17 protein-coding genes are annotated in these 19,260 nt (G+C 72.9%); 6 read left to right on the top strand and 11 right to left on the bottom strand.

Annotated features, from left to right (window positions below):
• Positions 1–101 precede the first annotated feature (101 nt).
• The 5 genes from ACZ56U_RS01575 to ACZ56U_RS01555 all read right to left on the bottom strand — a co-directional run bounded on the left by ACZ56U_RS01575 (position 102) and on the right by ACZ56U_RS01555 (position 5,661).
• The gene (locus ACZ56U_RS01575; protein WP_349817346.1) at positions 102–185 is read right to left on the bottom strand and encodes a putative leader peptide; all 84 of its coding nucleotides are present in this window, start codon (positions 183–185) and stop codon (positions 102–104) included.
• A 127-nt stretch (positions 186–312) separates the two neighbouring features.
• Complete coding sequence (locus ACZ56U_RS01570) at positions 313–885, bottom strand: GNAT family N-acetyltransferase (protein WP_469081994.1); 573 nt, start codon at positions 883–885, stop codon at positions 313–315.
• A 17-nt stretch (positions 886–902) separates the two neighbouring features.
• Positions 903–2,153, bottom strand: a complete 1,251-nt coding sequence (locus tag ACZ56U_RS01565; RefSeq protein WP_469081993.1) for a hypothetical protein — start codon at positions 2,151–2,153, stop codon at positions 903–905.
• A 189-nt stretch (positions 2,154–2,342) separates the two neighbouring features.
• Positions 2,343–3,632, bottom strand: a complete 1,290-nt coding sequence (locus ACZ56U_RS01560; RefSeq protein WP_469081992.1) for a helix-turn-helix domain-containing protein — start codon at positions 3,630–3,632, stop codon at positions 2,343–2,345.
• Positions 3,633–4,026: 394 nt separating this feature from the next.
• Positions 4,027–5,661, bottom strand: coding sequence for an acyl-CoA dehydrogenase family protein (locus ACZ56U_RS01555; RefSeq protein ID WP_469081991.1), 1,635 nt, complete (start codon positions 5,659–5,661; stop codon positions 4,027–4,029).
• Between the two features lie 183 nt (positions 5,662–5,844).
• Between ACZ56U_RS01555 and ACZ56U_RS01550 the strand changes: the two genes are divergently transcribed.
• On the top strand, positions 5,845–6,984 hold the full coding sequence (locus tag ACZ56U_RS01550) for a YihY/virulence factor BrkB family protein (RefSeq protein WP_469081990.1): 1,140 nt from the start codon (positions 5,845–5,847) through the stop codon (positions 6,982–6,984).
• A 25-nt stretch (positions 6,985–7,009) separates the two neighbouring features.
• On the opposite strand, the gene ACZ56U_RS01545 is transcribed toward ACZ56U_RS01550, so the two are convergent.
• On the bottom strand, positions 7,010–7,843 hold the full coding sequence (locus ACZ56U_RS01545; RefSeq protein ID WP_469081989.1) for an NmrA family NAD(P)-binding protein: 834 nt from the start codon (positions 7,841–7,843) through the stop codon (positions 7,010–7,012).
• A gap of 80 nt (positions 7,844–7,923) precedes the next feature.
• On the opposite strand from ACZ56U_RS01545, the gene ACZ56U_RS01540 reads away from it, so the two are divergent.
• Positions 7,924–8,859: an AraC family transcriptional regulator gene (locus ACZ56U_RS01540; RefSeq protein ID WP_469081988.1), complete on the top strand. Its 936-nt coding sequence runs from the start codon at positions 7,924–7,926 to the stop codon at positions 8,857–8,859.
• A 107-nt stretch (positions 8,860–8,966) separates the two neighbouring features.
• Entirely contained in the window at positions 8,967–9,653 is a 687-nt protein-coding gene (locus ACZ56U_RS01535; RefSeq protein WP_469081987.1) for a helix-turn-helix domain-containing protein, read from the top strand.
• Here ACZ56U_RS01535 and ACZ56U_RS01530 read toward each other — a convergent pair.
• Together ACZ56U_RS01530 and ACZ56U_RS01525 are read right to left on the bottom strand one after the other, a co-directional pair.
• Positions 9,636–10,037, bottom strand: coding sequence for a VOC family protein (locus ACZ56U_RS01530; protein ID WP_469081986.1), 402 nt, complete (start codon positions 10,035–10,037; stop codon positions 9,636–9,638). The genes ACZ56U_RS01535 and ACZ56U_RS01530 overlap by 18 nt on opposite strands.
• Positions 10,038–10,118: 81 nt before the next feature.
• Positions 10,119–10,751 (bottom strand): VOC family protein, encoded by a 633-nt coding sequence (locus ACZ56U_RS01525; RefSeq protein ID WP_469081985.1) that lies wholly within the window; start codon positions 10,749–10,751, stop codon positions 10,119–10,121.
• Positions 10,752–10,914: 163 nt separating this feature from the next.
• Between ACZ56U_RS01525 and ACZ56U_RS01520 the strand changes: the two genes are divergently transcribed.
• Together ACZ56U_RS01520 and ACZ56U_RS01515 are read left to right on the top strand one after the other, a co-directional pair.
• Positions 10,915–11,562: a ThuA domain-containing protein gene (locus tag ACZ56U_RS01520; protein WP_469081984.1), complete on the top strand. Its 648-nt coding sequence runs from the start codon at positions 10,915–10,917 to the stop codon at positions 11,560–11,562.
• 125 nt (positions 11,563–11,687) lie between these two features.
• A complete protein-coding gene (locus ACZ56U_RS01515; RefSeq protein WP_469081983.1) occupies positions 11,688–13,334 on the top strand; it encodes a serine/threonine-protein kinase in 1,647 nt (548 codons plus the stop codon).
• 139 nt (positions 13,335–13,473) lie between these two features.
• Here ACZ56U_RS01515 and ACZ56U_RS01510 read toward each other — a convergent pair whose 3' ends face one another.
• Positions 13,474–14,517, bottom strand: a complete 1,044-nt coding sequence (locus ACZ56U_RS01510; protein ID WP_469081982.1) for a LacI family DNA-binding transcriptional regulator — start codon at positions 14,515–14,517, stop codon at positions 13,474–13,476.
• A gap of 392 nt (positions 14,518–14,909) precedes the next feature.
• Between ACZ56U_RS01510 and ACZ56U_RS01505 the strand changes: the two genes are divergently transcribed.
• Complete coding sequence (locus ACZ56U_RS01505; protein ID WP_469081981.1) at positions 14,910–16,562, top strand: carboxylesterase/lipase family protein; 1,653 nt, start codon at positions 14,910–14,912, stop codon at positions 16,560–16,562.
• Positions 16,563–16,658: 96 nt separating this feature from the next.
• Here ACZ56U_RS01505 and rox read toward each other — a convergent pair whose 3' ends face one another.
• Together rox and mmuM are read right to left on the bottom strand one after the other, a co-directional pair.
• A complete protein-coding gene (gene rox, locus ACZ56U_RS01500; RefSeq protein WP_469081980.1) occupies positions 16,659–18,086 on the bottom strand; it encodes a rifampin monooxygenase in 1,428 nt (475 codons plus the stop codon).
• 208 nt (positions 18,087–18,294) lie between these two features.
• On the bottom strand, positions 18,295–19,215 hold the full coding sequence (gene mmuM, locus ACZ56U_RS01495) for a homocysteine S-methyltransferase (RefSeq protein ID WP_469081979.1): 921 nt from the start codon (positions 19,213–19,215) through the stop codon (positions 18,295–18,297).
• Between the last annotated feature and the right edge of the window lie 45 nt (positions 19,216–19,260).

Below are 19,260 nucleotides of genomic sequence, written 5' to 3'. Positions count from 1 at the left end.
GAATGCGGCTCTGACCTGCGCGTACCGGCGCGCGGGCAGAGCTGCGCCTCATTGCGCGGCATAAAGGGAGAAGTCAGGGATGTCGGGCGGGCTGCGGCTCGTCAGCGCACCGGACAGATGGCGCTGGACATGCGGCCGAGGTCGACGTGCCGCCGACTCACCAAGGCAATTCCAGTTCCAGACATGACGGAAGCGTGTCACGGGGATCTGGACACAGTCCAGCTTCGTCCATCATGCGGACACCCTTGTCTCGTAGAGCGAGACAAGGGTGTCGTCGATCACATGCCGCGCAGGCGGTCTTGTCGACGCAGGTCAGACGGGGTATGCGCCGGGCCAGGGGCCGGGCGCGGCCACCTCCGGCTCCTCCTCGACCTTGGTGTCGAAGAGCGCGAAGCCCCGGCGCAGGTAGTTGTCCATGGCGTGCTCGCCGTCCAGGCTGCACGTGTGCAGCCACACCCGCTTGGTGGGGCTCAGCCCCGGCCAGCGCTCCGCGAGGTCCCAGGCCCGGGCGGCGCCGTACGACAGCAGCCAGCCACCGATCCGGCGGCCGCGGAAGGCGGGGATCAGCCCGAAGTAGACGATCTCCACTACGCCGTCGTCCTGCGGCTCCAGCTCCACATACCCCGCGGGCGTCCCCCGGTCGTACGCCACCCACGTCTCCACACCGGGCCGGCCCAGGTGCTCCTCCCAGCGCGCGTACGACCAGCCGAGCCGGTCGATCCAGCGGATGTCGCCGCCGACGGACGCGTACAGGAAGCGGCTGAACTCGGGGGAGGGGACTTCGGAGCGCTCGATCCGTACGTCACCGTCCGGCGCGGCGGCCGGGAGGACGTCGGTCGGGGCGGTCTGCTCCAGGGACCAGGTGGTCACGGGGATGTTGGCCATGCCCGTCAGGGAATCACCTAGCGCGTCGATCTGTCGACCGAGGCCAGGGGCAGGGCGAACAGCATCCGGCCCGACTGGGACCAGACCTCGCCGGTCGCCTCCCAGTAGGAGAAGGACTGCGACTCGGTGGCCCAGCAGTGGCTCGACTCGTCGGTGCCGCAGTGGGTGGCCCGCGCGCCGCTCGCGTCCTGCCGCCACAGCGTCCCGTGACTGTCCTGGTCCTCAGAGGTACGGCCCAGATACCACTCGGAGCCGTACGACAGGACGGCGCCGACGCCGCGGACGTTCGTCTCGTACGCCTCGTCCACGCGGGTGCGCCCGGCGGTGTCCGTGGCGAGCAGCCCGGTGCGGTCGGAGGCGCGGCTGAAGTCGTACCGCCACAGCCGCACGTCCCGGTCGTCGTCCTGGGACACCCACTCGCTCGCGACCAGGCTGTCGGGGGAGGTGCCGCGGTCCAGGGACAGGTAGGCGGGATGGACGCCCGAGGCTCGGTAGGTGCCCACGGCGGGCAGCACCCACTCATTCCCGTGGGCCGCCCAGCCGCCGTCGACGCGGCCCACGGCCGGACTGTCGACCGTGGCGCGCTGGATGCGGTCCATGTCGTAGACGTAGAGGCCCTCGGCGGCCGTCACCAGGAGTTTGTCCTGGTACCAGACCATCCCGGAGACCTGGGAGTCCAGGGCGCGGTAGTCGCGGCCGCCGTCGACGGGGACGGTCAGCAGGACCCAGGAGTAGCGGGGGCGGTCCAGGTCGCCCGCGTCGATGAACGCCACCCGGGCCAGATCGTGCCCGCCCCGCGACCAGGCGGAGAGGATCACCCGGTTCTGCCCCCACAGGCCGTCGTCGTCGGCGTCGCCCGAGGTCGTGACCGCGCCGGCCCGCCAGGAGCGGGTGTCGGCGGCGTCCCAGCAGTACGCGCGCGTGGCGGCCGGCTCGACGGGCAGCGCCCGGCGCTCGGACGGGGAGCAGTCGGCGGACCGCAGGGTGTGCTCGGCGCTGTCCAGGACGGCGCCCACACCGACCGGTCTGCCCATCTCGGAGGCGAGCCGGTCGAGGGTGCGCTGCGGTTCCAGGTGCTCACGCAGCCGGAGCGCATCCGTCTCGGCGGACGTGGCCAGCGGCTTCAGCGCACCCGGGTCGTCGGCGACGGTGGCCTGGGACGCACTGATCATCGTGGCGGCCGCGGTGAGCGCGAGGGCGGTCCCGGCCAGGAAGGCGCGCAGCGCCTGGCCCCGCTTGCGCCTGCGGTGTCTGCCGCGCTGCATCATCTCTGCCTCCCGAGGGCGAACCAACTGCGTCTGGTGATCCGTGCGTTGACGGCAGGAGCAGGTGGGGCGGCCTGTAGAGGGATGCTACGGCAGTTGGACCCGGACAGTGGCGAAGTCCCTGCAAATATGCGAAAGATGCCGTCTGTTGGGTGGTTCGGGCCGGCTGGGCGGTTCCGGGCGGCTCGGGGCTCAGGGCAGCTGGGTGGGCAGCCGTTTGCCCGTCACCGCGGGCGCCGTCGAGTGCGGCAGCAGGTCACGGGGGTCGGCGGGGTGGCGGACCTCGACCTCCGCACCTTCGCAGAAACGATACGGCCGATGTTCCAGAAGTGCCCCCAGATACCGGCGAATACGGGACATCTCCGCCCGCACCGTCACCCTGCGCCCCGGATCGTCGAACATGTCCTCGGCCAGCTCCGCCGCGCTGCGCCCCCCGCGGTGCACGGCCAGCAGAAACAGCAACTCGGCATGGCGTGGACTCAGTTCATGACTCCACGACCCGGCGACCCCGGACACCGTCAGCGACCAGTGGCGCGGCAGCGACAGATCGAGGACGATCCGCGTGGTGTCCTGAGGCACCGGCTCCGCCGCGGCCCGCACCAACCAGCCCCCGGCGAGCGGCTCCACCGAGCACAGCCCCAGCGTCGGCAGCCACCGACGGCCCGGGGACAGCGACTTGGGCAGCCCGATCCGGTTCTGGTACGGCATCCCGGTCACCGCGGCCGTCCAGCCGTCCCCGTCCACCACCAGGGCCCGGCCGCCGAGCCGCGCCAGCGCGGGCGCCCCCACCGCGCGCAGCCGCTCCAGCGACACCTGGTGCAACTCCCGCAGCCGGGCCTCGGCGAGCTTGGCCACCGAGTCGACCCAGGCGAGCGTGGCCGGGTGCATGGTGTCCAGCGGTCCGCTCACGTCCACCACGCCCAGCAGCCGGCCGTTGCGCGGGTCGGTGATCGGCGCCCCCGTGCACGTCCACGAGGTCTGCGAGCGCACGAAGTGTTCGGAGGCGAACACCTGCACCGGCCGGCGGGCCACCACCGGGGTGCCGATGCCGTTGGTGCCGACGACGTCCTCCCGCCAGTCCGCGCCCAGCTCGAAGCCGGTGCCGTCGGCCTTGCGCAGTACGGGCGAGCTGCCCTCCCGCCACAGCACGCGGCCCTCCTCGTCGGCGACCACCATGATGTGGCGGGCGACGTCCGCCACCGACAACAGCCCCTGCCGAAGCACCGGCAGGACATGCCGCAGCTCCGAGCTCTCCCGGCGCCGCAGCACCTCCTCCCGGGACAGCAACCCGGCCCGGAAGTCGTGGTCGGGGTCGACGCCGCCGCGCAGCATCCGCCCCCAGGACTGCTCGATCACCTGGCGCGGTGCGACCGGCGCCCGCCGGCCGGCGAGCGTGGCGGAGCGCACCTCGCTGAGCATCCGCGCCGCGCGTGCCGCGTCCACGGCGGCGAGCTGGGTGACATCCGTCGGCGAGTGCGCCACTGGTCCTCCCGAATGAGGGTGCTGTCGGAGGGCGGGGGCCACCGGTTTCCCGTCGTTTTTCGGCCACCTGTGCGACGTCCATCCTGACTGCCCGTCTCATAGTGCCTTTCGCCCCTCGCGGACGGACACAGTCCGGCCACAGACAGCAGCAAGTTGCAACCCCCTGCAACCCTGGTGGCGGGCGCGGCGCTGTTTGAGACTTGAGCCGACGCCGTCCCGAGCGGCGTTCGCGGCCTTGAACAGGCCAAGCCGGGGGTGGTGCCGTGTCGGCGCAGCACCACCCCCTACCTCCGGCGGTTGGGCTGTTTTCGCGGTAGGGGGTGCCGGGTTGGTGTGTGGTGGCGTGTGCGGGTGGGTTGTGGTTGTTCGCGCAGTTCCCCGCGCCCCTGGGCGGTCAGGCCTGTGGCCTTGACCGGTCCACCAGCGACTTCAGGTCCAGGGTCGACGGAAGGGTCCCGAAGGCCGCGCCTCCGTCTCCGCCCAGCCGGGACGCGCAGAACGCGTCGGCCACCTCCGGTGGGGCGTGGCGGACCAGAAGGGCACCCTGGAGGACCAGGGCAAGGCGCTCTGTCACACGGCGGGCCCTCGCCTCGATGCCCTCCAGGTCGGCCAGTTCCGTCAGGAGGTTCTTGATCGCGGCGTCCAGGCGGTGGTCGGCGCCGCGGGCCAGGCCGACCTCCTGGAGGTAGGCGTCGAGGGCCAGGGGCTCGCGACGCAGCGCCCGCAGGACGTCCAGGGCCTGGACGTTGCCGGCCCCCTCCCAGATGGAGTTCAGGGGGGACTCGCGCACCAGCCGGGGCAGGCCCGACTCCTCGACGTAACCGTTGCCGCCCAGGCACTCGGCGGCCTCGACCGTCACCGCGGTGCAGCGTTTGGTGATCCAGTACTTGGCGGCCGGCACCGCGATCCGCAGGAACGCCCGCTCCCGCTCGCCGCCGTCGTCGTAGGCGGCCGCGAGCCGCAGGGCGAGGGTGGTCGCCGCCTCGGACTCCAGGGCGAGATCGGCCAGGACGTTGCGCATCAGCGGCTTGTCCACGAGCCGGCCGCCGAACGCCTCGCGGTAGGTGCAGTGGTGGACGGCCTGGGTCACGGCCTGGCGCATCAGGCCGGCCGAGCCCACGGCGCAGTCCAGCCGGGTCGCCGCGACCATCTCGATGATGGTCCGCACCCCACGGTCCTCCTCGCCGACCCGGCGGGCCCAGGTCCCGTCGAACTCGACCTCGGCGGAGGCGTTGGAACGGTTGCCCAGCTTGTCCTTGAGCCGCTGGACGCGGAACGGGTTGCGGGTGCCGTCCTCCAGGACGCGCGGGACGAGGAAGCAGGTGAGGCCGTCGGGGGCCTGCGCCAGGACGAGGAAGCCGTCGGACATCGGGGCCGAGCAGAACCACTTGTGGCCGGTCAGCTCGTAGGTGCCGGCCTCGGCGAGGGGAGTGGCCCGGGTGGTGCCCGCGCGCACGTCGCTGCCGCCCTGCTTCTCCGTCATCCCCATCCCGAACAGGGCGCCGGCCTTCCGGTGCGCCGGGCGCAGCTCACGGTCGTAGACCATCGACGTCAGCCGCGGCTCCCACTCCTCGGCGAGCGCGGGGTCCGTGCGCAGTGCGGGCACCGCGGCGTGGGTCATCGACAGCGGGCAGAGGTTGCCGGCGTCCACCTGGGTCCAGACAAGGAACGCGGCGGCCCGGCGGACGTGGCCCGCGGGCCGGTTCCAGGCCGCGGTGAGACCGGCGGAGACGCCCTTGCCGAGCAGGCGGTGCCAGGCGGGGTGGAACTCGACCTCGTCGATCCGGTGGCCGTAGCGGTCGTGGGTGCGCAGGGTCGGCGGGTTCTCGTTGGCCTGCGCGCCCCACTCCTGGACCTGGGCGGACCCGGAGGTGCGGCCGAGGGCGGCGAGCTCACCTCGGACCTCGTCCAGGTGGCGGGGGTCCACGTGGCGCTCCACGGCGGCCACCAGGGCTCTGTCGCCCGAGTAGACGTCGTGGCCGATCAGGGGCGGGGGCTGGTTGGTCACCGTGTGCGTGCTGCCTGCCATGGGGGGAACCTACCCGCCGTGGGGGTGTTATGCCGTCCGGTCCGGACCCCGTCGTCGGCGTGCGGCTGAGGGGTGCCCGGCGCGCGGTCGACGCCGATCACGGCGAGGGTGCGCTCGGTGAACGGGGTGGACCCCGCGGCCCGGGGGATGAGTGGAGCCTCCCGCGACGGATACCTTTAGCACGTGCAGCAAGCAAGTGAATCCCCCCATCGGTCCTCCGGCCGTCTTCACCGGGCGCGTGCCCTCTACCGGAACGTCTCCAAGCGCAGGACCGCTTGGCTGCTGCTCAAGGACACCGTCAACTCCTGCATGGAGTACCGCATCCTCGGACTGGCCGCCGAGGCCGCGTTCTTCACCCTGATGTCCGTGCCGCCGCTGCTGCTCAGCATGATCGGCCTGCTCGGCTACGTCGACGACTGGACCGGCACCGACAGCATCAGCAGCCTGGAGACCAACCTCCTGGAGGCCTCCCGCACCGTCCTGTCCGACAAGGGCGTACGGCAGATCGCCCAGCCGATCCTGGACGACGTGATGAACGGCGGGCGCCCCGACGTCATCTCCATAGGGTTCCTCTTCGCCCTGTGGTCCGGCTCCCGCGCGGTCAACGTCTTCATCGACACGATCACCGTCATGTACGGCCTCGACGGCGTCCGCGGGATCGTCAAGACCCGCCTGGTGGCGTTCCTGCTCTTCCTCGCGGCCCTGCTCATCGGCTCGATCGCGCTGCCGCTGATGGTCGCGGGGCCGGACGCGGTGGTGCGGATCGTGCCGTGGTCCGAGACCGTCGTCCAGGTCCTGTACTGGCCGGTGGTGATCGTCCTGTCGATCGCGTTCCTGACCACGCTGTACCACGTGTCCGTACCCGTGCGCTCCCCCTGGATCGAGGACGTGCCCGGTGCGCTGGTCGCCCTCGCCATGTGGGTGTTCGGCAGCTTCCTGCTGCGCATCTACCTGACGAACACCATCGAGGGCGCGTCGATCTACGGCTCGCTCGCCGCGGCCGTCGCGGTGATGCTGTGGATCGGGGTGTCCGCGTTCGCCGTCCTCGTCGGGGCCGCCGTCAACGCCGCGATCGACCGGGTGTGGCCCGCCGCCGCCACGGCCGCGGCCCGCGCCGCGAACGAGCGGGTGCGCGAGGCCCAGGTCGCCGAGTACGTGGCGCGGGCCGCCGCCCTCCGCGACATCGACCCCGAGGACCCCGACATGCCCTCGGAGTTCCCGGAACGCTGGTCCCGGTTCCTGCCGCCGGAGGACGTGACGTCACGGCTGCGGACCCACGTGAAGAGCACGCACCCGCCGCACAAGGACACCGAAGGGCCCTGAGCGGCCCGGAGAGGCCACGGTCCCGCTACCCCTTCCACACCCCCGCCGCCGCGGCCTCCCGCACGAAGTCCGTGAAGTCCCGCGGCGGACGCCCCAGCACCTCCTGGACCCCGTTTGTGAGACGCGCGTTCCGCCCGTCGAGCAGCCCCTCGAACACCTCCACCAGGAACTCGGCCTCCTCGGGCGGCACCCCGAACCCCGTCAGCGCCTCCCCGTACGCCCGCGCCGGCACCGGGACGTAGGTCAGCTCCCGCCCGGTCACCGCCGCGATCTCCGCGACCGCGTCCCGGAACGACAGCAGCCGCGGCCCCGTGAGCTCCAGCGTCCGCCCCACGTACCGCTCCCCGGACGCCAACGCCACCGCGACCACGTCCGCGATGTCCCGCACGTCCAGGAACGGCTCCGGCACCTCGCCCGCCGGGAACGCCAGCTCCCCGCGCCGCAACTCCTCCACCAGCGGCCCCTCACTGAAGTTCTGCGCGAACCACGCGGCCCGTACGACCGTCCAGTCCGCGCCCGACGACGTCAGCGCCTCCTCGGTCGGCAGCGCCTGTGTCTCGCCCCGCGCCGACAGCAGCACCAGCCGCCGTACGCCGAGCCCGACCGCCTCCCTGGCCAGCGCCCCGACGCCCTCGACCGCCGCCGGGGACCCGACGTCGGAGGGGTACATCAGATACGCCGCGTCCGCGTCCCGCAGGGTCTCCGCCCACGTCGTCGGGTCCTCCCAGTCGAAGCCCCGGGCCCGGGACGCCGCCCGCACCCCGAACCCCGCCGCCCGCACCGCCTGAGCCACCCGGCTGCCCGTACGACCCGAGGCACCGGTCACCACCACTGTCTTCTTCGCCGTGTTCTGCGTCATGTCCCCAGTCAACGGCCGCGCGCCCCAAGTCCCCATCGCTGAACGGCTCATTCCCATGTGCGGGCGTCTACGCTGACGGGATGGACGCTCTCGCAGGTCTCCTGGAAGGCCCCCGAGCCCGGGGCGCCTTCATGATCCGAGCGTGTTTCGAACCCCCGTGGTCCGTACGGATCGAGGACCGCGCCCCGCTCACCGTGATGCTCATGGTCCGCGGCGAGGCATGGATCACGCCGGACACGGGGGAGCGGGTCAGGCTGCGCGCCGGCGACCTCGCCATCGCCCGCGGCCCGGACCCGTACACCTGCGCCGACGACCCCGCCACGGCACCGCAGGCGGTGATCCTGCCCGGCGGCGAGTGCAGCTACCCCGACGGACGGTCCCTCAACGGCGTCATGGACCTCGGGGTGCGCACCTGGGGCGACCGGCTCGACGGGTCGGCCGTGATGCTGATCGGCACCTACCTGTGGCAGGGCGAGGTCAGCGGGCGCCTGCTGGACGCGCTGCCACCGCTGCTCAGCCTCACCTCCGACGTCTGGGACTGTCCCCTCACCCCGTACCTCATGGAGGAGATCGTCCGCGACGAGCCCGGCCAGGAGGTGGTCCTCGACCGGCTCCTCGACCTGCTGGTCATCGCGGCGCTGAGAGCCTGGTTCTCCCGCCCCGAGGCGGCGGCACCGGCCTGGTACCAGGCGTTGGCCGACCCGGTGGTGGGGCGCGTGCTGCGCCTGGTCCAGGACGATCCGGCGCACCCCTGGACGGTCGCGTCCCTCGCGGCGAAGGCCGGGGTGTCCAGGGCCGCGCTCGCCCGGCGGTTCACGGAGTTGGTGGGGGAGCCGCCGATGACGTATCTGACGGGGTGGCGGCTGGCGTTGGCGGCGGACCGTCTTCGGGACAGCGATGCGACGCTGGAGGCCATTGCCCGGGAGGTCGGGTACGGGAGTGCGTTCGCTCTCTCCAGTGCTTTCAAGCGCGTGTACGGAGTGAGTCCGCAGGAGCATCGGGGGAGGGTGGCTTAGGAGCCCCGGCGAGTGCGGGGCCTGGGTGGTTGCTCGCGCCCACGCGGCGGAGCAGCAGATCGATGCAGCCCCGCGCCCCTGGCGGCGTCGGGCGTAGCGTGGATCATATGTACGCGGAGAGGCCGTCCCGGCTCGACGGAGCCGTCGTCTGGACCAACACCCCGTCCGGATCGGGCGCCGGACGCGTTCTGCCCGACGGGTGCATGGATCTGCTGTGGCACGAAGGGCGGCTGCTCGTCGCCGGGCCCGACACGCGCGCGTACGTCACCGAAGGCGCGCCGACCGCGTGGGCGGGGGTGCGCTTCTTTCCCGGGACCGCGCCCACTCTCCTCGGCGTTCCTGCCCGCGAGCTCCTGGACCGGCGCGTCGACCTCGCCGACCTTTGGCCGGCCGCCGAGGTACGGCGGCTCACCGCCCGCGTGAACGCGGCCGCTGATCCGGCGAGCGGGCTGGAAGAGGTGGCACTGGGGCGGGCGGCCGAAGTCGAACCCGGCGATCCTCTGCTACGACATGTCGTGGACGCCCTCGACGCGGGCCGGCCGGTCGCCGCCACCGCCGACGAACTCGGTCTCGGCGCACGTCAGTTGCACCGCAGATGCCTCGCCGCGTTCGGGTACGGCCCCAAGACCCTGGCCCGAGTGCTGCGATTGCAGCGGGCGCTCGGACTGGCCCGGGGCGGGGTGCCGTACGCGGAGACGGCGGCCCGCGCCGGTTTCGCCGACCAGGCTCATCTGGCGCGGGACGTCAGGGAGTTGACGGGGCTGCCGCTGGGCGAGCTAATCGGCCGCGGATAGCGGCGCGAACAGGTCGACGCCGTTGCCGTCCGGGTCGTGCAGGACCGCGTACCGCTGGCCCCAGACGGCGTCCCAGGGCTTCAGCTCGCCGTGGTGACCGGCGCCCACCAGCTCCTCGTACACCGAGTCCACCTCGCCCGGACTGTCGCAGCGCAGGGCCAGCCCCGCGCGACCGCCACCGGTCGGGGGCCGCCAACTCGCGTGGAAGGACCGCACCACGTCCTCGGTGTCCAGCAACAGCCGTAGCCCACCGGGCGGTTGCGCCTCGACGTGCCCCTCCTTCTCGGCGCCGTCGGGGAACTCGAAGCCCAGGCGGCGGTAGAAGGCGACGGAGGCGGCCATGTCGGAGACGACCAGGCCGATGGCATCGAATCGTGGAGTCATGCGGCCACGGTAGGCCGGGCCGGGCCGGTCGGTCTTGAAGGAATCGGACAGGCGAGGGACCGCCGGCGGCGGTGCGCGCCGTCAGTCGAAGCGGATCGGCCCCAGCGGGGTGTCCACCGTGAAGGAGAGCCTCACCGGTCCCTCGGTGACGGTGAGTTCGGTGTCGAGGGCCGCGAGCAGGGCGCGGATCTCGTCCGGGTCGGGAGCGGTCGCGGACAGTTCCAGCAGCGGGGTGCGGGGCAGGCCGGAGAGGGACGGGTGGGTCGCGGTGCCCCAGTCGATGAGGAACGGCACCAGGCCGGACGGGTGTTGGGTCTCCCCGTCCGTCAACCGCCATTCCAGCAGGGTGCCGTCCGGTCTGCGACGGCTCATGGGCCGTACCGTGCCGGGGTCGTAGCCCCGGCCGCGCGCGGCCGCGACCGCGGTGTCCAGGTCGGGCGGACTGATCGCCCAGGTCACCGTGCGGGCCTCGGTGAGCGTGTCGACGTCGAAGGGGCGCGGCCCTCGCGGCTCGGGCTGCTCCGGGTCGGGGCCGACGATCTCCAGATAGCCCGTGCCGCCCAGCGACACCAGGTAGTTGCGGGTGCCGAACCCGACGTGCGCCCCGCCGGGCGCGGGTGCCACACCGGTACGCCGCGTGAAGTCGGCGACCGTCGCCGCCAGATCGGGGGTCGCGAGGACGAGGTGGTCCAAGTGTGCGGGAATCGTGTTCATCGTGTGGTCGAGGCTACGCAGAGCCGCCTCGGGGATGGAACACCTGTGCGGCGGAGGGTGGGCCGCCGGGTGCCCCACACGCCCTTCACCCCTCCGCTGGTTCGCAAGGCTTCGCAGGTTCCGGCAGGTGAGGACGCTGCCTCACACGCATAGGGTCGACCGCATGGCACCTCGACTCCTCGTCTACACCCGCACCGCCGACTACCGCCACGACTCCATCCCGGCCGGTGTCACCGCTCTGCGCACCCTTGGTGGGTTCGAGGTCGAGGCGAGCGAGGACCTCGCTGCACTCGAGGCCCCCCTGGAGCGGTACGCCGCCGTCGTCTTCCTCTCCACCAGCGGCGAGGTCCTCACGATGGCGGGGCGACAGCGGCTGGCGGACTACGTGGAGGCGGGCGGCGGCTTCGTCGGCATCCACGCGGCGGCCTGCACCGAGTACGCATGGCCCTTCTACGGCGAGCTGCTGGGCGCCCGCTTCGACCGGCACCCCGCGTACCAGCCCGGCAAGGCGCTGATCGAGGACCGCGAGCACCCGGCCACCCGACACCTGCCCGCCGTTTGGGACTTCACCGACGAGTGGTACGACTTCCGCACCAACCCCCGCGCCGGGGTACGGGTGTTGGCCACGGCCGACGAGTCGTCGTACCGCGGCGGCGGCATGGGCGACGACCACCCGCTGGTCTGGTGCCGCGAGCAGGGCGCGGGCCGGGTCTTCTACACGGCCCTGGGCCACGCGGCCGAGGCGTACGAGGACCCCGACTTCCGGGCACATCTGCGAGGCGGGATCAGCTGGGCGGCTCGACTGGACTAGCGGTCCCCGCCTCCCGCACCGGCAGCGGTCAGCGGTCACACGGGACCCTTTAAGCTGCTCCTGCCGCTGTCGGTCGCATGTTCGGGCCGGGTGTGGTCGAGTACCAGGGGGGAGCAGGGGGACAGGTGAACAACGCGGCTGACGTGTTCCAGCCACTTCAGACGGACGACCCGCCCGTGGTGGCCGGTTACCGTCTCGCCGCCCGGCTCGGGGCGGGTGGCATGGGGCGGGTCTATCTGTCCCACACGGCGGGCGGCAGGCCCGTGGCGATCAAGGTGGTGCGCCCGGAGCTGGCCGACGACCCGGACTTCCGGCGGCGTTTCGGCCGCGAGATCAAGGCGGCCCGGCGGGTCCGGGGCGCCTACACCGCCGAACTGCTCGACGCCGACGCCGACGGCACCCCGCCCTGGCTGGCCACGCTGTACGTCCCCGGCCCCTCCCTGGCGGAGGCCGTCCACCGGCGTGGTCCGCTGCCGGTGCCGGCGGTGCTGTGGCTGATGGCGGGCGTGGGCGAGGCGCTCCAGGCCATCCACGGCGCGGGAATCGTCCACCGTGACCTGAAGCCCTCCAACGTGCTCCTGGCCGCCGACGGCCCCCGGGTCATCGACTTCGGCATCTCCCTGGCCGCCGACACCACGGCGTACACGGCCACGGGCGCCGCCGTCGGCACACCCCAGTTCATGGCCCCCGAGCAGGCGGTCGCGGGCGAGATCACCCCGGCCACCGACGTCTTCGCGCTCGGCCAGACCGCCGCGTTCGCGGCCCTGGGCTCGCCGCTGTACGGCGACGGCCCCGCGGCCACCGTCCTGTACCGGATCGTGCACGAGGAACCCGACCTGTCCCGTCTGCCCGAGGCGCTCCGGCCGCTGCTCACGCGGTGCCTGGCCAGGGACCCCCGGGAGCGCGCCACGCTCAGCGAGGTCGTCGCGTGGTGCCGGCAACGGCTGGGCCGCGACGCCGACGCGGGCGACGGACCGACGGTGTGGCGGGAGGTCGCGGGTCCGGCGGTGACGGTCCCGGCCCCGGTGTCCGACCCGACGCCGGTGCACACGATGCCGCTGATCGCCCCGGCCCGGGCGACGGTACCGGCGGTGCCGGAACAGCGGCGGGGCCGTCGACGTCGTACGGCGCTGATCGCGGGCGGGGTTGTGGCAGCGGGCGCGTTGCTGGTGACGGGGCTCGTGTGGAAGGTCGGGGGAGGAGAGGGCGGGGCCCAGGGCCGGGACACGACCGCGTCTTCCCCGACGCCGGACGCGACGGCGTCGGGGCGGGCGGCGGGAACCTCGGCGACGGCTGGGACCGGGGCGGACACGGCGGGCGAGGATGAGGTGAGGGAGGCGTCGAGTTCCTCCTCGGTGGTGCCCGGACAGCCGCGAGTGAAGCAGGCGTTTTCCCCCGTGAGCCTGAACGAGAACAACTCCTTGTACATCGACATCGAGAAGCCGAATACGCGCGAAGATCGCAAGGGGGATATTCGCTTCGCCTGTGAGGACTTCAGCTGCTCGTTGGAGAGCGACAACAGTCAGATCGTCCAGGTGCTGACCGGTCCCGGCAGCACCTACAAGGACTGCCGCTTTCTCCTCACCGGTGCAACCGGTCCCAAGTACCGCAACTTCTCACTGGCTGCCGCGGCGGCCGGCACCGAGTTCTGCATCAAGCATCGCTCCGGAGAGATCGCCCTGTTCGTGGTCGTGGTGAAGTCGACCGCGCTGTGGGACGAGCCTGGAGTCAGCTTTGTGATGGGGGACCTGACGGTCTGGCAGGCAACCTAGCTCGACCTGCTGGCCGCCGCGCCTGCACGGGCCGCCGCCTCCTGCTCTGGCACCATCACGCACGCCCACGACCCACCGGACTGCCTCCTGGCCTTGAGCGTGCGCTCAGGCGGGCCTACGAGCGACCGGTGGACCGCTCCTACTCCCGCGGCCGCCCCGTACTGGCCCGCTCCACCAACCGCGTCGACAACTCCGTCCGCGTCCCCTCCGGACGTTTGCCCTCCATCATGCGGACCAGCAGGCGCATGGCCGTCGCCGACATCTCCGACAGCGGCTGGCGGACCGTGGTGAGGGCGGGGCTCGCCCAGCGGGACTCCGGCAGGTCGTCGAAACCGACCACGCTCATGTCGTCCGGGACGCTCAACCCCCGTTCGGCCAGGGCCTCGTAGACGCCGAGCGCCATCCGGTCCGAGCACACGAAGACGGCCGTGGGCGGCTCGGGCAGGTCCAGGAGTTCCAGCATGCGCTCGCGGGCGACGGACTCGTCGAACCCGGCGTGACGGATGTACTCCGGGCGCTGCCACACCCCCGCCGCAGCGAGCGCCGAACGGTAACCGGCCACCCGCGCGGTGCTGCACATCTTGCGCCGGTGCCCGGCGATCACCGCGATGCGCTCATGCCCCAGCGCCAGCAGATGCTCGGCCGCGGACATCCCGCCCTGCCAGTTCGCGGCCCCCACCGACACCACCCCCGTCGGCGGCTCCACCACGGGGTCGATCATCACGAACGGGATGCGGTGCGTCTCCAGCCACGCGTACTGCGACGCGGTCAGCTCGGCCAGGTTGAACAACACCCCCGACGAGCCACGGGCGACGAGCTTGTCCAGCCAGCCCCGCTCCGGCCGCCCGCACCGCTTCCGCGTCAGCCCCGCCGACACCACCACCTCCAGGCCCGCGTCGTGCGCGGCCTCCTCCACCCCGTGCAGCACCGCCCCCGTCCAGGAGCTGTTCAGCGAGTGCACGACCAGGTCGACCAGGGCCGGCGGCTTGCCCGCGTCGAAGCGGGGTCTGCGCACATATCCCAGCCGGTCCAGGGCCTCCGTGACCCGGCGGCGGGTCTCGGGCGCGACGTCCTCCCGGCCGTTGACGACCTTGGAGGCGGTGGGCACGGACACCCCCGCCTCCCGGGCCACGACCGCCAGCGTCGGCCCGGCCGCCACGCTCGCACTCCCCGTACGGACCATCGGGAACCACCTCTCCGGCCCGCCCGAGGGCCATGGAAAGCTTTCGACCAAGGCTGGATAGTAAGCGCTTCCTACCTAGGTTCGCCGCGAAGAGTCGGAAAGAGGTCGATGTCCACCGGCAGTTCAGCCGAAACCCCGTGAAATCGGCGGTGAACGCGGCGGCGACGAGTCCATGGCGTGGATGGATGCCCGCCATCGCACCATCGCACCGGTGAAGCGGAGCCCCGAGCCGAAGCGAACAGGGCGGGCGGCCCCCCGCCCACGGTCCGTGACGGGCGGTGCGCGAGGTCCCCCGAACAGCCTCCAGTCCGCATCGAGCGCCGGAATACCGAGCCATGATGTGGTGCTCTGTTGTCACGGCGTATGAGCGCGGCGAGGAAGCTGGTGGTCGAATGACGGCGGTCCAGACAGAGCCCGTGGTGAGCACGCCCTACGGAGCCGTCCGCGGCCGGTACGAGCACGGGATCGCGGTGTTCCGGGGCGTCCCCTACGCGGCGCCCCCCTTCGGCCCCCGCCGGTTCCGGCCGCCCCTGCCGCCCGACCCCTGGGACGGGGTCCGGGACGCCGGGGCGTTCGGGCCGACGGCGCCGAAACCGCCGTACTCCGAAGCCTTCGCCCAGTACCTGTCCGACCCGGTCGTGCCCGGCGACGACTGCCTCAACCTCAACGTATGGACACCGGAACCGGGTCGCGGGGCCCGCCTCCCGGTCCTGGTGTGGCTGCACGGCGGAGCCCTGACCAGGGGTTCCTCGGCCGTCCCGGTGTACGATGGGCACGCCTTCGCCCGCGACGGGGTCGTCTTCGTCTCGGTCAACTACCGCCTCGGGGTCGAGGGCTACGGCCTGTTCCCGGACACCCCCGCCAACCCCGGCCTGCGCGACCAGCTCGCCGCGCTGGAGTGGGTGCACCGCTCGGTCGAGGAGTTCGGCGGCGACCCGGCCCGCATCACCCTGTGCGGCCAGTCCGCCGGAGCCATCAGCACCGGCGCCCTGCTCGCCGCACCGCAGACCCAGGGCCTGGTCCGGCGCGCGATCCTCCAGAGCGGGCCGCCCGAGGCCGCCGACCGCGACAAGGTACGGCGCATGGTGCGCCGGATGGCCACCCGGCTGAAGATCCCCGCCACCGCGGCGGCCTTCGCCGAGGTCGACCGCGAGCTGCTGCTGCGCACCCAGGGTGAGGTCGGCCGGCTCAGCAGCCCGGTGCTCGGCGGCCCCGCCTTCGGCGTCGTCGTCGACGGCGACCTGGTCCCGCGCGACCCCCTGGAGGCCCTGATCGAGGGCGGCGCGGCCAGGGACGTCGAGCTGATGATGGGCTGGACCCGCGACGAGTACCGCCTGTGGCTGGTCCCCGGCGGCCTCCTGGAACGCGTCGACCGCCTCGGCGCGGTCGCCCTGGCCGGCGCCATGGCCCGCTGCCGCACCGGACACGAGGTGCCGCGCGGCTACCGCCTCCTGCACCCGGAGGCCGGCACCGCCGAGATCGTCGGCCAGCTGGTCACCGACCACCTGCTGCGCATCCCCCTGCATCGCCTGGCCGAGGCCCGCCCCGGAGCCTCCTACCTCTACGAGTTCGCCTGGCCCTCCGGCCTGCCCGGTCTCGGCTCCTGCCACGCCCTGGAACTCGGCTTCGTCTTCGACACCGGCGAGAGCCCGGAGTCGGCCAAGCTGGCGGGCGAGGGCACCCCGCACGAACTGACCGAGGCGATGCACGGGGCCTGGGTGCGGTTCGTGGTCGAGGGGGACCCGGGATGGGAGGCCTGGGACGACAGGCATCCGGTACGGATCTTCGGCGACAGCCACAGCGACGGCGGCCGGGGTGGTGCGGCGGATGCCGTGTGTACGGCCGTGCGCAGCCCGTACACCGCATACGGTCCCCGAGATGCGGAACTCGCCCTCTGGGCGACCGCGTCCGCCGAACCCGCCGTCGTCACGCCGGGGGAGGCCACACCCGCCGCGGTCCTTCTCGCCGGTTCGCCCGCGCGCGGTACGGAACTGCGGTCGGTCGTGCGGCGCCTCCGGCTCCCCGGAGCGGTCCGTCGGCAGTGACCGGGGTGCCCGCGGGGGCCTCAGCCTCCGCAGTCTTCGCGTGGCGCCGTGGAGTCGAGCGCGCCCCCGTGGCCGCGGGCGCCCGGCGCCGTCCGGTCAGCCCACCGGGGCGCCGAACCACCGGGGCAGCCGCTCGACCAGTTCCCGCTGGTCCTCGCCGGCCCACGCCACGTGACCGTCCGGCCTCAACAGCACCGTGGGCACGTCCAGTTCCTCGCACGCGTCGACCACGTGGTCCACCCGGTCCGTCCACCCCGCCACCGAGAGCCCGCCGGTGCGGTCGAGCAGCAGGCCGCGGCCGCCGCGCATCAGGGCGTAGAGGCGGCCCTGCTTCAGCTGGACGTCCCGCAGGCGCCGGCCGAGCAGTTCGTGGCCCTCGCCGACGTCGTAACGGACGTCCAGCGCGGTGACCTTCTCGACCAGGTGCCGGGCGACCGCGTCGAAGTCCAACAGCTCCGTCATCAGCCGGCGAACCGCCTGGGCGCCGGGGTCGGTGGAGATCAGCATGCTCTGCGCGCGGGTGTTGTCCAGCACGGCGGCGGCCACCGGACGCCGTTCCGCCTGGTAGCTGTCGAGCAGCCCGGCAGGCGCCCGGCCCGCGACCTCGGCGGCCAGCTTCCAGCCGAGGTTGAACGCGTCCTGGACACCGAGGTTGAGCCCCTGACCGCCGAGCGGCGGGTGGACGTGCGCCGCGTCGCCGGCCAGCAGCACCCGGCCCACCCGGTAGCGCTCCGCCAGCCGGGTCGCGTCACCGAAGCGGGAGAGCCAACGCGGCGTGTGCACACCGAAGTCGGTGCCCGCGACGGCCCGCAGCCGCTCCCTGAACTCCTCCAGCGTCGGCGGGACCGCACGGTCCTCGGCCACCCCCGCGGCCGGTACGACGACCCGGTACCTGCCGTCCCCGAGGGGTCCGAGCCCGAATCGCTTCTCGGTCTCCCGGACTCGGGCCACGACCGCGGCGATCGTCTCGGGGGCCTCGGTCGCCTCCATCTCGCCCAACAGCGTCTCGTCCCGGGCGGATTCGCCGGGGAAGCCGACCCCGAGGAGCCTCCGCACCGTGCTGCGGCCACCGTCGCAGCCGACCACATAACGCGAGCGCAGTCGGGTGCCGTCGGCGAGTTCGGTCGTCACCCCGTGCTCGTCCTGGCTCAGACCGACCACCTCGCGGCCTCGCCGGATCTCGGCACCCAGTTCGGCGGCGTGCTCGGCCAGCAGCCGGTCGGTGATGGTCTGCGGGATGCCGAGCACGTGGCCGTGCGCGGTGTCCAGCTCGGGGGCGGGCTTGTCGATGGCGGCGAAGAAGACACGGTCGAGGGGACGCAGCGATCCATGGGCGAGGAACCGCTCCAGCAACCCGCGCATGTCCAGCACCTCGATGCTGCGCACATGAAGCCCGAGCGCCCGGGCATACGCCGGGGGCTCCGGGTCCTTCTCCAGCACGAGCACGCCCACGCCGTGCAGCCGCAGCTCGCCGGCCAGCATCGAGCCGGTCGGGCCACCGCCGACGATGATCACGTCGATCATGGGAATCCCCCTCTCACCCCCGCGGCGGACCCACCCGGCGACGCATCGCGCGCACACCGTGGATCCGCTGTTCCCGCAGGTCCGGGCTTCGGACTGGCGATTCTCCGGCACACCGGGGGTCTTGCCGCAAGGCCCCCGGTGAGCTATAGGTTGACAGTGGCGAGGAGTGGTCCGCTCCTTGCCTTCGTCGTTCGCCGCCCGCCCGGGCTCACGCGGTGGTCAGCGTCCCGGCGATCGACGCGATCGCCGCCGGACCCACCCGGCAGCACCCGCCGATCAGCCGCGCCCCGGACTCCCGCCAGGCGCGCACCTGGCCGGGGGAGAAGGTGGAACGGCCGTTCCAGGCGCGGGCCTCGGCGTCCCAGGCCTCCCCGCTGTTGGGGTAGACGACGACCGGCTTGCCGGTGACACGGGCGGCGATCTCGACCGCCGCGTCCACGTCCTCGGGCGCGCAGCAGTTCACCCCGACCGCGATCACCTCGTCCACGTCGGCGGCCAGGGCGAAGGCCTCCTCCAGGGGCTGCCCGGCGCGCGTCCGCAGGCCCTCGACCGAGTACGACAGCCAGGCGGGCGTACGCAGCCCCCGCACCGCCCGCAGCAGCGCCGCCGCCTCGTCGGCGTCCGGCACCGTCTCCAGAGCCAGTACGTCGGGTCCGGCGGCGTCGAGCACCTCCAGCCGGGGCCGGTGGAAACGCTCCAGCTCCTCGACGCTCAGGCCGTACCGCCCCCGGTACTCGGAGCCGTCCGCCAGCATCGCCCCGTACGGGCCGACGGAGGCCGCCACCCACAGGGGTCGCGTGACGCCCTTCGCGTGCGCCCGGGCCGCCGCCTCGCGGGCCAACTCGACGCTCACGGCGAGCAGTTCGGCGGCCCGCTCGCGGGTGACGCCCCGCTTGGCGAAACCCTCGAAGGTGGCCTGGTAGCTGGAGGTGATCGCCACGTCCGCGCCCGCCTCGAAGTAGGCGAGATGCGCCTCGGTGATCGCCTCGGGCCGCTCCGCGAGCAGCCGGGCCGACCACAGCTCGTCGGTGAGGTCGTGCCCGGCGGACTCGAGCTGGTTGGACATGCCGCCGTCGAGCACGACGGTCCCGGCGGCGAGGGCCTCGGCGAGAGAGGAATTGCTGGTCATGCCGTCGACGGTACTCCGGGGTCGGCCGGCGCAGCGGGCATGTCC

This window comes from Streptomyces sp. NPDC034103 (assembly GCF_055575395.1).
Note: the sequence above shows the minus strand (reverse complement) of the source record. Positions and strands in the feature narration are given on the sequence as shown.

Bases quoted from the DNA above. Each gene is read 5' to 3' on its own strand.
- ACZ56U_RS01530 (WP_469081986.1), bottom strand. From the start codon at position 10,037: ATGACTCCACGATTCGATGCCATCGGCCTGGTCGTCTCCGACATGGCC.
- ACZ56U_RS01565 (WP_469081993.1), bottom strand. From the start codon at position 2,153: ATGATGCAGCGCGGCAGACACCGCAGGCGCAAGCGGGGCCAGGCGCTG.
- rox (WP_469081980.1), bottom strand. From the start codon at position 18,086: ATGATCGACGTGATCATCGTCGGCGGTGGCCCGACCGGCTCGATGCTG.
- ACZ56U_RS01570 (WP_469081994.1), bottom strand. From the start codon at position 885: ATGGCCAACATCCCCGTGACCACCTGGTCCCTGGAGCAGACCGCCCCG.
- ACZ56U_RS01545 (WP_469081989.1), bottom strand. From the start codon at position 7,843: ATGACGCAGAACACGGCGAAGAAGACAGTGGTGGTGACCGGTGCCTCG.
- ACZ56U_RS01540 (WP_469081988.1), top strand. From the start codon at position 7,924: ATGGACGCTCTCGCAGGTCTCCTGGAAGGCCCCCGAGCCCGGGGCGCC.
- ACZ56U_RS01535 (WP_469081987.1), top strand. From the start codon at position 8,967: ATGTACGCGGAGAGGCCGTCCCGGCTCGACGGAGCCGTCGTCTGGACC.
- ACZ56U_RS01520 (WP_469081984.1), top strand. From the start codon at position 10,915: ATGGCACCTCGACTCCTCGTCTACACCCGCACCGCCGACTACCGCCAC.
- ACZ56U_RS01505 (WP_469081981.1), top strand. From the start codon at position 14,910: ATGACGGCGGTCCAGACAGAGCCCGTGGTGAGCACGCCCTACGGAGCC.
- mmuM (WP_469081979.1), bottom strand. From the start codon at position 19,215: ATGACCAGCAATTCCTCTCTCGCCGAGGCCCTCGCCGCCGGGACCGTC.
- ACZ56U_RS01575 (WP_349817346.1), bottom strand. From the start codon at position 185: ATGTCTGGAACTGGAATTGCCTTGGTGAGTCGGCGGCACGTCGACCTC.
- ACZ56U_RS01555 (WP_469081991.1), bottom strand. From the start codon at position 5,661: ATGGCAGGCAGCACGCACACGGTGACCAACCAGCCCCCGCCCCTGATC.
- ACZ56U_RS01510 (WP_469081982.1), bottom strand. From the start codon at position 14,517: ATGGTCCGTACGGGGAGTGCGAGCGTGGCGGCCGGGCCGACGCTGGCG.
- ACZ56U_RS01525 (WP_469081985.1), bottom strand. From the start codon at position 10,751: ATGAACACGATTCCCGCACACTTGGACCACCTCGTCCTCGCGACCCCC.